The sequence below is a fragment of the Pseudomonas sp. SK3(2021) genome (assembly GCF_016772375.1).
In the GTDB taxonomy this organism is placed as follows: domain Bacteria; phylum Pseudomonadota; class Gammaproteobacteria; order Pseudomonadales; family Pseudomonadaceae; genus Aquipseudomonas; species Aquipseudomonas chlororaphis_I.
This window is the reverse complement of record NZ_CP061943.1, coordinates 4,222,622-4,236,001: the sequence shown is the minus strand read 5'-3', so window position 1 is coordinate 4,236,001 and position 13,380 is coordinate 4,222,622. Positions and strand designations below refer to the sequence as shown.

12 protein-coding genes are annotated in these 13,380 nt (G+C 65.3%); 7 read left to right on the top strand and 5 right to left on the bottom strand.

The window, feature by feature from the left end; all coding sequences use genetic code 11:
- Positions 1–7: 7 nt before the first annotated feature.
- Positions 8–910, bottom strand: coding sequence for a LysR family transcriptional regulator (locus IF690_RS18490; RefSeq protein ID WP_202696844.1), 903 nt, complete (start codon positions 908–910; stop codon positions 8–10).
- A 159-nt stretch (positions 911–1,069) separates the two neighbouring features.
- Positions 1,070–1,660, bottom strand: a complete 591-nt coding sequence (gene mobA, locus IF690_RS18485) for a molybdenum cofactor guanylyltransferase MobA (protein ID WP_202696843.1) — start codon at positions 1,658–1,660, stop codon at positions 1,070–1,072.
- A gap of 251 nt (positions 1,661–1,911) precedes the next feature.
- On the opposite strand from mobA, the gene moaB reads away from it, so the two are divergent.
- Positions 1,912–2,451, top strand: coding sequence for a molybdenum cofactor biosynthesis protein B (gene moaB / locus IF690_RS18480; protein WP_038577944.1), 540 nt, complete (start codon positions 1,912–1,914; stop codon positions 2,449–2,451).
- On the top strand, positions 2,448–3,653 hold the full coding sequence (locus IF690_RS18475) for a molybdopterin molybdotransferase MoeA (RefSeq protein WP_202696842.1): 1,206 nt from the start codon (positions 2,448–2,450) through the stop codon (positions 3,651–3,653). Before moaB ends, IF690_RS18475 begins: the two co-directional genes overlap by 4 nt.
- Before the next feature lie 33 nt (positions 3,654–3,686).
- Here IF690_RS18475 and IF690_RS18470 read toward each other — a convergent pair whose 3' ends face one another.
- Both IF690_RS18470 and IF690_RS18465 read right to left on the bottom strand, forming a co-directional pair.
- Complete coding sequence (locus IF690_RS18470; RefSeq protein WP_202701560.1) at positions 3,687–4,727, bottom strand: FUSC family protein; 1,041 nt, start codon at positions 4,725–4,727, stop codon at positions 3,687–3,689.
- Between the two features lie 61 nt (positions 4,728–4,788).
- A complete protein-coding gene (locus IF690_RS18465; RefSeq protein ID WP_202696841.1) occupies positions 4,789–6,414 on the bottom strand; it encodes an NADP-dependent glyceraldehyde-3-phosphate dehydrogenase in 1,626 nt (541 codons plus the stop codon).
- A 482-nt stretch (positions 6,415–6,896) separates the two neighbouring features.
- Here IF690_RS18465 and IF690_RS18460 point away from each other — a divergent pair, with 482 nt between their 5' ends.
- The 3 genes from IF690_RS18460 (at position 6,897) to IF690_RS18450 (ending at position 10,004) form a co-directional block, all read left to right on the top strand.
- A complete protein-coding gene (locus tag IF690_RS18460) occupies positions 6,897–7,298 on the top strand; it encodes a c-type cytochrome (protein ID WP_202696840.1) in 402 nt (133 codons plus the stop codon).
- An 86-nt stretch (positions 7,299–7,384) separates the two neighbouring features.
- On the top strand, positions 7,385–8,713 hold the full coding sequence (locus IF690_RS18455) for a D-arabinono-1,4-lactone oxidase (protein ID WP_202701558.1): 1,329 nt from the start codon (positions 7,385–7,387) through the stop codon (positions 8,711–8,713).
- Positions 8,714–8,795: 82 nt separating this feature from the next.
- Positions 8,796–10,004: a DSD1 family PLP-dependent enzyme gene (locus IF690_RS18450; protein ID WP_202701552.1), complete on the top strand. Its 1,209-nt coding sequence runs from the start codon at positions 8,796–8,798 to the stop codon at positions 10,002–10,004.
- A gap of 118 nt (positions 10,005–10,122) precedes the next feature.
- Here IF690_RS18450 and IF690_RS18445 read toward each other — a convergent pair whose 3' ends face one another.
- On the bottom strand, positions 10,123–11,073 hold the full coding sequence (locus IF690_RS18445; RefSeq protein ID WP_202696839.1) for a SphA family protein: 951 nt from the start codon (positions 11,071–11,073) through the stop codon (positions 10,123–10,125).
- Positions 11,074–11,344: 271 nt separating this feature from the next.
- Between IF690_RS18445 and IF690_RS18440 the strand changes: the two genes are divergently transcribed.
- Both IF690_RS18440 and IF690_RS18435 read left to right on the top strand, forming a co-directional pair.
- Positions 11,345–12,427, top strand: a complete 1,083-nt coding sequence (locus IF690_RS18440; protein WP_202696838.1) for an AraC family transcriptional regulator — start codon at positions 11,345–11,347, stop codon at positions 12,425–12,427.
- Between the two features lie 64 nt (positions 12,428–12,491).
- Entirely contained in the window at positions 12,492–13,376 is an 885-nt protein-coding gene (locus IF690_RS18435; protein ID WP_202696837.1) for a Dyp-type peroxidase, read from the top strand.
- Positions 13,377–13,380 lie beyond the last annotated feature (4 nt).

Below are 13,380 nucleotides of genomic sequence, written 5' to 3'. Positions count from 1 at the left end.
AGCAGCTTTAGTCGGCCGTTGGCTCTTGGCCGGCAAACAGCTTCCTGGCTTCGGCAAAGCACTTTTCGGCGATGGCCGAGCGCGGTTCGGTCTTGCGCATCACCAGGCCCAGGGGCGCCAGCACGCTGGCATCCGGCAGGTTGATGAACGCCAGGTTCTCGATCGGGTTTTCCAGGCCGCTGGACAGCGGCATGATCGAGCAGCAGAAGCCTTCGTGAATCGCCTGGAACAGCTGGTAGGTGGAATCGCTTTCGAGGATCGGCTGCGGGTCGAGGCCACGGCTGCGGAAGCTCAGGTCGATGGATTTACGGTAGTGCATGCCATTGCTGATCATCCCCAGGGGCAGCTCGGCGGCTTCTTCCCAGCTCATTTCGCTGCCTTCGAAATGGAAGTGACGGGTGTCGTACAGCAGGCCGACACGGGTTTCGCCGATCTCGAAAAACTCGAAGTAGTTCGGGTTCACGTGGTCCAGATAACACACCCCCAGGTCCAGCTGGTTGTTGCCCAGGCCTTCGATGATCTGGTCCGAGCTCATGGACGACAGGGCGAACTTGAGTTCCGGGAAGCTCCGGGAAAGCCCCTGGACGTAGCCGATCGGATTGAAGCTGCTCAGCGGCACCAGGCCCAGGCGCAGGCTGCCGACCAACTGGCCACGGCACGCGGCGGCCTCGGCGAACAGCCCGTCATGGGCGGCGAGCAGGGTCCGCGCCCAGGCCAATACCCGTTCGCCGGCCTCGGTGAACCCTTCGAAACGCTGGCCGCGCTTGACCAGCACCAGGTCCAGTTCGTCCTCCAGATTGCGCAAGCGCATGGACAGGGTCGGCTGGGTAATGTGGCAGCGCGCCGCGGCCTGGCCGAAGTGCCGGGTCTGGTCCAGGGCGATAAGGAACTTGAGTTGTTTGATGTCCACGATGGCACCTGCTGAGCAAGGGGGTTGATATCAGGGGCAAGGTCGGTGTCCAGGACGCACGCGCGCTTGGAAATCCCGGACCGACCTTTTGCAGGAAAAAACTGTGCACCCGTTCGGTGGCACGCGGAGTCGCTAAAAAATGCCGTTAAAAAAATGCCGTTAAAAAAGTAGTTCAGGGCTGTTGAAGTTACTCAGGCGCGGGTCGTCCTCGGCGCAGACCAAGGCCTGCGGCCGGTGCTTCGACAAGGCGCGCTGCAGGCTGCGTTCGCCGGCGTCCCAGTCTTGTTGCAGGCTCGCCAGCAAGGCCTTGGGGATCAGGCTGAACATGGGTTGCCAGTGGCCGGACTGCTGCACCATCAGCACCGAGTCCACGGCGGGGCGCGCCGCCAGCATGGCGCTGACCAGCGCGGCATCGATTTTCGGCGCGTCGCAGGCGAACACCAGCAACCACGGATGACGCGCCACCGCCAGGCCGGCGAGCACGCCCGCCAGTGGGCCCGGGAAGCCCTTCTGCGAGTCCTCCACCAGCTGGTCGGCATAGGCCCGATACTGCTCGGCGTTGCGGTTGCAGGAGATGATCAGGTCGTCGCTGAAGGGCCGGACCGCCGCCTGCACATGGGCGATCAGCGGCTTGCCCTGCCAGGGCAGCAAGCCCTTGTCCCGTCCGCCCATGCGCGCGCCACGGCCGCCGGCCAGCAGCAGTACCGAGCAGGGGGTGGACAAAGGGGAAGCGGGGCAGGTCGGGGTCATGGTTCAAGGCACGCGGGTTGGGTATCGGGACGATCTCATTGTCGCCGCTGCGAGTCCAATCGCAAGTATCGAATGTCCGATCAAAAGGCTCTATCGACCGCGGATCTCACCAGGGCCGACCCGTACTTTGCGCAGAAAAAAGCCTTGATAGATGGGCTCGATAAAGTGGTCGGCCAGAGTGATTAGACACTCACGGTTGCAGCGCTTTAGCCTCTGGCAATGGTTTTTATGACTGCCTGCCGGAGAAAGACATGAGCGTGAAATCGGATGCATTGTTTGTCCCCCTGAATATTGCCGTGCTGACCGTCAGCGACACCCGCGAATACGCCACCGATACCTCCGGGCAGTTGCTCGTCAGCCGCCTGCTGGAAGCCGGCCACACCCTGAGCGAGCGCAACCTGCTCAAGGATGACCTGTACAAGATTCGCGCCCAGGTCGCGCTGTGGATCGCCGATGAAAATATCCAGGTGGTGCTGATTACCGGCGGCACCGGCTTCACCGGACGCGACAGCACGCCCGAGGCGGTGAGCTGCCTGCTGGACAAGCAGATCGACGGTTTCGGCGAACTGTTCCGGGCGATCTCCATCCTCGATATCGGCACCTCCACCGTGCAGAGCCGGGCCCTGGCCGGGCTGTCCAACGGCACCCTGGTGTGCTGCCTGCCGGGCTCCACGGGCGCTTGCCGGACGGCGTGGGAAGGCATCCTCGCCGAGCAACTGGACGCCCGCCACCGGCCGTGCAATTTCGTGCCGCACCTCAAACAGGTGCAAGCCTGCGGGACCCGCGGATGAGCCCCTCACCGCTGATGCCGATGGAGGAAGCCATTGCCCGCTTGCTGGCCATGGCCGAGGCGCAACGCCTGCAGGACAGCGAGCCGGTGGCGCTGGGCGAGGCGCGGCAACGAGTGCTGGCCAGCGACCTGGTGGCGACCCTGGACCTGCCGCCCTGGCCGAACAGCGCCATGGACGGTTATGCCTTGAACCTCGATGGCTGGGACGGGCAGCCGCTGGCAGTGTCGCAACGCATCTATGCCGGCCAGGCCCCCGAGCCGTTGCTGCCGGGCACCTGCGCGCGAATCTTCACCGGCGCGCCGCTGCCCGAGGGCGCCAACAGCGTCGAGATGCAGGAGAACGTCGAGGTGCGGGACGACGGCCGCGTCTGCTTCAAGCAGCCGCTGAAGGCCGGCCAGAACATCCGCGCGCAAGGCCAGGAGAACCGTGCCGGGCAGGTGCTGCTGCACGCCGGCAAACGCCTCGGGCCTTTCGAACTGGCGATCGCCGCCGCCCAGGGTTGTACCCATCTGCCGTTGGTGAGGCGGCCACGGGTGGCGCTGTTGTCAACCGGCGACGAACTGGTCGAGCCGGGCGCCCCCTTGCGCCCCGGCTGCATCTACAACAGCAATCGCACCCTGCTCAGCCACTGGCTGAGTGCCCTGGGCTGCGAGGTGATCGATGCCGGGATTCTCCCCGACCAGCCGCAGCAGACCCGGCTGCGCCTGGAGCAGTTGCAGTGCGCGGCGGACCTGATCCTGACCACCGGCGGCGTGTCTGCCGGCGACGCCGATTGCCTCGGCCAGGTGCTGCGCGAGTGCGCCACCCCGGTGTTCTGGAAGCTTGCGATAAAACCCGGCAAGCCGCTGACCGTGGGGCGCTTCGGCAGCGTGCCGGTGATCGGCCTGCCCGGCAACCCGACCTCGGCCCTGGTGACCTTTGGCCTGCTGGCCCGGCCATATCTGTTGCGCATCCAGGGCGTCGAGGAGGTCATGCCATTGAGCTTCCCGGTCAGCGTCGGTTTCGACTGGCCGAAAGCGGGCAGCCGCCGCGAGTACCTGCGGGCCAGGCTGGAGGGGGGGCGTGCCGTGCTGTATCCGAACCAGAGTTCCGGCGTATTGCTGGGCGCTTCCTGGGCTGATGGGTTGGTGGAGGTTCTCGAGGGCCGTACCTTGCAGATCGGCGAACCGGCGCGGTTCATTCCGTTCAGCGAATTGTTCTAGCGGGCGCTGCTTGGGGCGGCAGGCGCAGGGCATTCAGATCTTCCAGTGCTCCGCGCTTTTCGCCAGGCGCTGGCGCATCTCGTTGAGGTTGGCCACCAGTTGCCGGGTCAGCAGGCGGTAGCCGTCCAGCGCAGTATAGACCGAGGTGTCGAGGGGCGAGGAGGGCGGGCCCTCCAGGGGCCGCCCCAGGCGTCTGGTGGCGCCGGATTGCAGGGCGCGGGCCATGCCCACCAGCTGTATGCGCACCTGCCGGTGCTCGTGTTTGAGCACCTGTTGCAGCTGCTCGCGAGCCTGTGGGTCGCTGAGGTTCGGCCGAGTATTGCCGAGGATTTCCAGGGTGCTGAAGCACATGCGCAGGTTGCGCTGGAGGGCGTCCAGTTCGGTCATGGAGATCCGCACTTCCTTGGACACCGAGGGCATCAGCGAGCGCAGTTGCAGCAAGGTGCCGTTGAGGCGCCCGAGCAACTTCAGGTGTTCATCGTCGGTCACCGACTGGCCGCCGATGATGCGTCCGTAAAGGGTGGCGCAGTCGCGCAAGGCGCTGGCCAGGTTGTAGCGCCAGGAATACACCGCGTACAACGGAATGGCGAAGGAGAAGGCCAGGGCCAGGGCGATGCCGATCAGGATGTCCACCGTGCGCCACAGGCCGTCGCTGACGGGGTTGTCGCCATGGCCGGCGACGATGAACACGGTGATCGCCGCCAGCAGCGCGGTGTAACCGCCCTTGCCGATGGCGTGATAGGAGAAATACCCGCACACCACCGACATCCCCAGGTAGGTCAGCCAGGACATGCCCAGGTAAGCCTGCTGCACCACCAGCACCAGGCCGACGCCCGCGCCGATCAGGGTACCGATGGCCCGTTCCACGGCCTTCTTGCCGATATTGCCGTGGTGCTGCAAGCCGCCGATCACCACCAGCATGGTCACCGACGCCCATTCGCCGTGGGGCAGGTTGAGGCCGGTGGTCAGCGCGATGGTGGCCAGCAACCCCAGGGCCACGCGCACCGCATGGATCAGCTTGGCGTAGCGGTAGCGCCGATACGGGTCCAGTACCGGGAGCAGGAATCGGCGCAACAGCGGTGGCAGGCGCAAGGAGCGCCAGGTGTTCAGCAGGCCCAGAGGGTGTTCTCCATTTCTAGAAAATGTAATCGGTGGTCAGGAAGCCCGACTCGCGGTTACGGATGATGTCGCTGATCAACGCCTTGTTGCTCTCCTGGAACTTGGTGGCCACCAGGGTGCGGATCGAGAAGGTGCGCAACGCGTCATGCACCGACAGCGTACCTTCGGCGGAGTTCTTGCGCCCGTTGAACGGGTAGGTGTCGGGCCCGCGCTGGCACTGGGCGTTGAGGTTGATCCGCCCGACCTGGTTGGCGAAGGCATCCACCAGCCGTCCGACTTGTGCCGGTTGGGTGCCGAAGATACTCAGCTGCTGGCCGAAGTCCGATTCCAGGACGTAATCGATCACCGTTTCCAGGTCGCGATACGGCACGATCGGCACCACCGGTCCGAACTGCTCTTCCTGGTACACGCGCATCTGGCTGTTCACCGGGTACAGCACCGCCGGGTAGAAGAACGAGGCCCGCGCTTCGCCACCGCCGGGGTTGACCACCTTGGCGCCCTTGTCGATGGCGTCGGCCACCAGGGCGTGCAGGTAATCGACCTTGCCCGACTCCGGCAGCGGCGTCAGCGCCACCCCCGGTTCCCACGGCATGCCGGGCTTGAGGCTGAGCAGCTTGGCGTTGAATTTCTCGATGAAGGCATCGACCACGGTTTCATGGACGAAGAGGATTTTCAGCGCGGTGCAGCGTTGGCCGTTGAACGACAACGAGCCGGTGATTGCCTCGTTAACCGCGTTATCCAGGTCCACCTCCGGCAGGACGATGCCGGGGTTTTTCGCGTCCAGGCCCAGGGCGGCGCGCAGGCGGTGCGGCTTGGGGTGCAGTTTCTTCAGGTCGCTGGCGGCCTTGTTGGTGCCGATGAAGGCGAAGATATCGATCTTGCCGCTGGCCATCAGCGCGCTGACGGTTTCCCGGCCGCTGCCGTAGATCACGTTGATCACCCCGGCCGGGAAGCTGTCGCGGAAGGCTTCCAGCAATGGACGGACCAGCAGCACGCCGAACTTGGCCGGCTTGAACACCACGGTGTTGCCCATGATCAACGCCGGGATCAGGGTGGTGAAGGTCTCGTTCAGCGGGTAGTTGTACGGACCCATGCACAGGGTCACGCCCAGCGGCACGCGACGGATCTGGCCGAGGGTGTCCTGTTCCAGCTCGAAGCGGCTGGAGCGGCGGTCGAGTTCCTTGAGGGCGTTGATGGTGTCGACGATGTAGTCGCAGGTGCGGTCGAACTCTTTTTCCGAGTCCTTGAGGTTCTTGCCGATTTCCCACATCAGCAGCTTGACCACCGCCGAACGCTGTTCGCGCATGCGCCCGAGGAAGGCTTCGACGTGCTGGATGCGTTCGGCCACGCGCATCGTCGGCCACGCGCCCTGGCCACGGTCATAGGCGCGCACGGCGGCGTCGAGGGCGGTCAGCGCGGTGTCGGCGTCGAGCAGCGGGGTACTGCCGAGAATCACTTGCTCGTCGCCATTGGCGGTGTCCAGGTACACCGGGCTGCGCACCAGGGCCAGGGGCCCGTTCCAGGTCTGCAACTGACCGTCGACCAGGTACTCGCGTTGCTCGACCTGGCCGTCCAGGCGGTACTGCTCGGGGATGTCGGCGGCGACGGGAAACAGCGTGTTCAACAGATGGGCTGTGGTCATGACTCTATTCCGTAATGGCAATGGGCAATGCACCGACGGGCTGGATAGCGCGCCGGTGCTGACGGGCGAGACGGGTCTTCAAGGTTTGTTTCTACGGGTATACGCCTTGATGTCTCGGGTCTTTAGCAAAAAGCTGGGCCAAAATGGCGGAAAGTCGTGCAGCAGAGGTGTGATGGTGTGGTTCTTTGGGCCAAGAGTAGCCGCTTTTTCCCATGGAAAAACAGCCTTTGTTTCAACCGGCGCTGAAGCGCTGGCTGCGTCGTCGCCATCGCGAGCAAGCTCGCGCCTACAAGGGGCCGCGTAATCCTGTGGGAGCGAGCTTGCTCGCGATAGCCGCATAGCGGCGGTTTCGCCAATCCATCGCAGCCACAGGCCTGGCCGCAGATGCCCCCCTCGCTGGCCCGCAATGCCCTCAGGTCCTGGCCGCGCCTGCCTTAGTGTTTGCTCTGGGTCGATCCCGACCGTCACCCGAGAGGAACACCATGCCGGCACCGACTGCCTCGCTGCGGTTTTCATCCATCGTCCCACTGTATCGCCTGGGGCGCGTTGCGCTGTGGCTGGCTCTGGGCGGGCTGCTGGTTGCCTGTGGCGACCAGCCCGCGCCGCCATCGGCGGCCGCGGTGCAACAGCTGCCCGACGATTCGGCGCTGGCGCGGATCTACGACAGCAGCTGCAAGCTCTGCCACACCAACCCGGCGTCCGGTGCGCCGCTGACCGGCGATGTCCAGGCCTGGCGCCCGCGCATCGCCCAGGGCGCCGACACCCTGCTGGACCACAGCATCAACGGCTATAACGGCATGCCGCCGATGGGCCTGTGCATGCAGTGTTCCGAGGAGCAATTCCTCGCCCTGATCCGCTTCATGTCCGCACAAGACTTCCAATAACCCGGCACAGGGACACAGGCATGACCATGCACCTCACACGACGTCAGTTGCTGCAACGCACTGCGCTGGCCGGAGCGTTCAGCGCCCTGGCCAGCAACCCGCTGCTGGCCGACCTGGCGCGGGCACCACGGCTGATTCCCTGGCGCAACTGGTCCGGCGCGCAAAGCTGCCTGCCCCTGGCGCGGCTGGCGCCCAAGGATCTGGACGAGCTGGTGCAGGTGATTCGCCAGGCCCCGGGCAAGATCCGCCCGGTGGGTTCGGGGCATTCCTTCAGCGCCCTGGTGCCCACTGACGGCACGCTGCTGTCGCTGAGTTTCTTCAGCGGCCTGCTCAGCCACGATGCGGCGACCTTGCAGGCCGAGTTCGCCGCCGGCACGCCGATGTCGCGCATGGGCGCGCCACTCAAGGACATCGGCCAGGCCCTGCCGAACATGGCCGACATCGATTACCAGACCCTGGCCGGGGCCATCGCTACCTCGACCCACGGCACCGGCGTCGGCTTCAAGTCCTATTCGGCCCAGGTCTGTGGCCTGCAACTGGTGACCGCCAGCGGCGAGGTACTGGACTGCGACAGCCGCCGCCATGCCGAGGTCTTCAGTGCCGCGCGGGTGTCCCTCGGCGCGTTGGGCGTGGCCACCCGGGTGCGTTTGCAGAATCGCCCGGCCTATCGCCTGCGGGAAAAACAGTGGATCGCCAAGACCGAGGAGTTGCTCGAAGACTTGGCGAAAAACACCCGCGACAACCAGCACTGGGAAATGCTGGTGGTCACCCATTCCGACTACGCGCTGTCGATTGCCCTGAATGAAACCGAGGACCCGGCGACACCGCCCGTGGACCCGGCACAAGAGGGGGGCAACGAGTTCGTCAGCCTGATCGAGAACCTCGACAAATACCTCAGCGATTTTCCCGAGACCCGCCGCACCCTGCTCAACAGCCTGCGGCATTTCGCCCGTTTCGATGAGCGGGTCGGCGACTCCTACGAGGTCTACGCCAATGTGCGCAACGTGCGCTTCAACGAAATGGAGTACTCGGTGCCGGCCGAGCACGGCCCGGCGTGCCTGCGGGAAATCCTCAGGCTGATCCGCGACAAGGACCTGCGCACCTGGTTTCCCATCGAGTACCGCTACGTCCAGGCCGACGACATTCCCCTGAGCATGTTCGAGGGCCGCGACAGCTGTTCGATCTCGGTGCACCAGCACTACGGCATGGACCACCACAACTTCTTCGCCGCCATCGAGCCGATTTTCTGGAAGTACGCCGGCCGCCCGCACTGGGGCAAGTTGCACAGCCTCAACGCCCGGCAGTTGCAGGCGCTGTACCCGCGTTGGCAAGAGTTCACCCGGGTGCGCGAGGCGCTGGACCCCAACGGCAAGTTTCTCAATGCCCACCTGTCGTCCATCCTGGGCGTGGTCTGAAGGGAGAAAGAACATGAATAGACGCAACTTCCTGCTTGGCACCGCGGGTGTCGGCGCCTTGTTGGCGGGCGTGGGCGCCTGGCTGCGGCCCGCCGACCGAGGCGGGCCCTACAGCGACTATTTCCGCGCGCTGAACCAGGAGCTCAAGGCCCACGGCCCGATGCGCCCGGTGATGCTGATCGACCTCGACCGCCTGGACCACAACATCGATGTGGTGCTGCAGTCGGTCAAGCGCGGCGGCAAGCAGTTGCGGCTGGTGGAGAAATCCCTGCCGTCGCCGGGGCTGCTGGCCTACATCGGCCAGCGCGCCGGCACCCAGCGCCTGATGTCGTTCCACCAGCCGTTCCTCAACCACGATGCCCAGCGCTTTCCCGAGGCCGATATCCTGCTGGGCAAGCCGCTGCCGGTGCGTTCGGCGGAGCTGTTCTACCAGGGCCACAAAGGCCCGTTCGACCCGGCCCGGCAGTTGCAGTGGCTGATCGATACCCCGGAACACCTGCAGCAATACCTGGCCCTGGCCCGAGGTCTGGGCACCCGGTTGCGGATCAATATCGAACTGGACGTCGGCCTGCACCGCGGTGGCGTGAAGGACAGCGCCGGACTGGGGCCGCTGCTGACCCTGATCGCCGCCAACCCCCAGCACCTGGCGTTCGCCGGCTTCATGGGCTACGACCCCTTTGTCGGCATGGGCGTGCCGGGCATTCTCGGCTCGCCCGAAGCGCTGTTCGCCAAGGTCATGCAGCGCTACCAGAGCGCCGTGGACTTCACCCGGCAACGCCATCCGGCGCTCTGGCAGCCGGGGTTGACCCTGAACACCGCCGGCAGCCCCAGCTACCGCATGCATGAGCAGGAACAGTTGAGCAGCGAAGTGTCGGTGGGCACGGCGATGCTCAAGCCGAGCCATTACGACCTGCCGTCCCTCAGCGAACATCGGCCCGCGGCCTACATCGCCACGCCGGTGCTGAAAAGCACCGGCCCGGTGCGTATCCCGGCGCTGGACGACAGGTCGAAGCTGTTTGCCTGGTGGGACCCGAACCAGCGCGAGACATTCTTCATCTACGGCGGCAACTGGCAGGCCGAGTTCGAGTCGCCTTCAGGGCTGCAAAGCAACGGCTTGTTCGGCCGCAGTTCCAACCAGGAGATGGTCAACGGCTCGCCCGCCGTGGGCCTGGGGCCGGACGACCAGGTGTTCCTGCGGCCGCTGCAGAGCGAAGCGGTGCTGTTGCAATTCGGCGACCTGCTGGCGGTGCGCGGCGGGCGGATCGTCGACAGCTGGCCGGTCTATAGCTAGGTTTTTGCGCTGTCCTTGAGGTCTTCGCGAGCAAGCTCGCTCCTACAGGGTTGCACGGCCCCTTGTAGGAGCGAGCTTGCTCGCGATGAACGATAACGCGCAGTGCCAGACATTTCGATCACAAGCTGAACGGAATGGTCAGCTTGGCCCACAGCATCTCGCCTTCGGGCCGGTTCTCCACGTCGAACTCCTTGGCCCAGCGGATCTCCGCGCTGGCGTACTTGAGGAAGGTCAGGTACAGCGCCGGGCCGATGGCGAACACCTGGCCGCGCACGCCGTCGTCCACGTCCTCGCCGAGAAACTGCACGGTGCGGCCGTACTGTTTGTCGTCGGTGGTCTGCTTCAGGTAATAGCCGTTGAGCCCCAGGCTCAGGTTGTCGGTCACCTTGTAGCTGGCGGAATAGTCGAAGTGGAAGATCTGCCCGGACTTGTAGTCGGTGGCGTGGTTTTCCTCGTTGAAGCTGTAGGTGGTCTTCAGCGACAGCTCGGTGCGCGGGGTGGGTAGCCAGGTCAGCGAAACCAGCGGTTTGTAGGTGTAGAAGTTGTTGCTGGTATTGGCCAGGCGCGTCGCGTCGTACTTGCTGGTGGGGATAGTGATTTCCACGGCGGCGCCCAGGGTCAGGTGCTTGCCCATGTCCCACAGGATAATCGGCGCGATGGTGGTGTCGCCCATGCTTTCGCGCTGGTCCTTGAGGCCGAAGACCCCCACCTGCTGGCGCAGATAAGGCTGCGCCACGTAGCCGCCGAGGCGCCCGCCGAACAGCCGCAGCGGGCTCAGGTAGTCGAGGCGGGGAATGATCGCGTCCGAGACGATCCGCACGTCCGGCACCTTGCCGCCCAGGGAGCTGATATTCAGCTTTCGCGCTTCGTAGTGGTTGTAATAGAGGTTGAAGGCGAACATGTGGTCCGGCAGGCCGTTGACGTCCAGCGGCAGGATGAAAAAGCCGTCGGTGCCGGGGCCGATATTGTCGACCCCGGATTCGGTGGCCGGTGCCAGGGCGGGCAGGGCGGCGATGCAGGCCAGGCTGGCGGCGAGGCGTTGGGGAAGACGGGTGCGGGTCGAATTCATGTTCGGGCTCTTATTATTGTCAGTGGGCGCGCAGTTGGCCGGTTTCCGGTCGCCCCATAGGAATAAGCCTTCGGCGCCTGGCCAGGCAGGGTATTGGCGGCCATTGAGGGGGACTTTCGCGGCCAGCCTGCAATGACTTGTTACATCCTTCCGTGAACGCGAGCGGAAAACGCTATGCTGAGCGGGCGCTCGCCTCGCCCTGGCAATGATGGGAGCGGGGCGCATAACCAGAATAAGAATTGCAGCCGAACCGGCTCGGGACCCGATGCCCATGCAGACGAAAGCCGTCGATCCACAGTACCAACTGGCCCTGGTTTCACCCTTCCTGTTGCAGACCCTGGCCGAAGTCGCCGGCAGCCATGGCGTCGACCCGCACACCCTGTGCCGCGGCCTGGGCTTTACCCTCGAGGACCTGCAGGACCCCGCGCAACGCATTTCCTACCGCCAGGCGGTGGCGATGATCCAGCGCGCGCTCAAGGCCTTGCCGCGGCAGGGCCTGGGCCTGTGGGTCGGGCACCAGAACGTGCTCGGCACCCTGGGCCTGCTGGGGCATGTGCTGTCGCTGTGCAAGACCCTGCGCGATGCCTTCGACATCGGCATCCGCCACCAGCACACCTCGGGCGGCATCGTCAGCTGCAGCGTCCAGCAGCAGGGCGACGAATTTTTCGTCGAGGCCGAATGCCGCTTGCCTTACAGCGAGGTGCAGATCTTTGCCGTCGAAGAATTCTTCGCCAGCCTGCCGGTCTACGGCCGCGCCCTGGTCGGTGCGGATTTCAAGGCGCTGCGGGTCGAGTTCATGCACGCCGCCCCGGCTTACCGGGACGAGTACCTGCGCCTGCTGGGGCCGGATGTGCACTTCGGCTGCCTGCACAACCGCATGGTCATCGCCGGCCACTGGCTGGACACGCGCCTGCCCAACCACCACGCCGTGGCCCTGCGCCAGGCGCTCAAGCTGCTGGAACTGGAAAGCGCCCAGGTGCACCGCAAGCTGGACTTGATCCAGGCGGTGGAGCGGGCCATTTCCCGCGACCTGACCCAGGGCAGCCATATCGAGCAGGTCGCCAGCGACCTGAACATGAGCGGGCGCACCCTGCGTCGGCGCCTGAGCGAGCATGAGCTGACCTTCGAAGCGCTGCTGGAACAGGTACGCCGGGCGAGGACCCTGAGCCTGCTGGCCAACCCGCAGCTGTCCATCGAGCGCATCACCGAGGCAGTCGGCTACAGCGACGTGCGCAGTTTTCGCCGGGCGTTCAAGCGCTGGACCGGCCTGAGCCCCAGTGCCTACCGGGAGGAGGGCGGCCCGTTGCAGGGCACGGCCTGCGGTGGCGTGACGATTCACCACCTAGGCCCATGAGCGTCTAAACCCCCACAAATTGTGGTGCGCCGGGTAAACTCCGGGCTTTCTTCAAGGAGTCGTCATGAGTTACTACCAGCCGGGCATTCTTGCCACCCCCGTTCCGACCCAGGCTCGTCACCTGTTTTTCGCCCTCGAATCCGTCGAGGCACTGCCGGCGGCGCTCGATCGCTTGCTGACGCTGGTGGACGGGAAAACGGCGGTAGCGGGTTTTGGCGCGTCGCTGGTCAAGGCCCTGGGCGCCCGCGTGCAGGGGCTCAAGGCTTTCCCGGCGCTGACCGGGGTCGGCGTCGACAACCCTTCGACCCAGCATGCGCTGTGGGTCTGGCTGCATGGCGAAGACCGCGGCGAGCTGCTGCACCGCAGCAACGCCCTGGAGGCCGCCCTGGCCCCGGCGCTGCGCCTGGTGCAGATGAACGAAGCCTTCCGCCACAAGACTGGCCACGACCTGACCGGTTACGAGGACGGCACCGAAAACCCCCACGATGAAGCAGCCATCGCCGCGGCCCTGGCCGCAGGCGCCGATGGCCTGCGCGGTGGCAGCTTCGCCGCGATCCAGCAGTGGCAGCATGACTTCAAGGGTTTTGCCGCGATGCATCAGGAGGAGCGCGACAACATCATCGGCCGCCGCCTGAGCGACAACGAAGAGCTGGACGACGCGCCGGACTCGGCCCACGTCAAGCGCACCGCCCAGGAGAGCTTCACCCCCGAGGCCTTCATGGTGCGTCGCTCGATGCCATGGATCGAAGGCGACAAGGGCGGCCTGATGTTCCTCGCCTTCGGCCACAGCCTCCAGGCCTTCGAAGTCCAGTTGCGGCGCATGAGCGGCCTGGAAGACGGCATAGTCGACGGCCTGTACCGCATGAGCCGGCCGATCACCGGCGGCTATTACTGGTGCCCGCCACTGCAGGACGGCCGCCTCGACCTGCGTGCCCTGCAAGCGGTCTGACCGG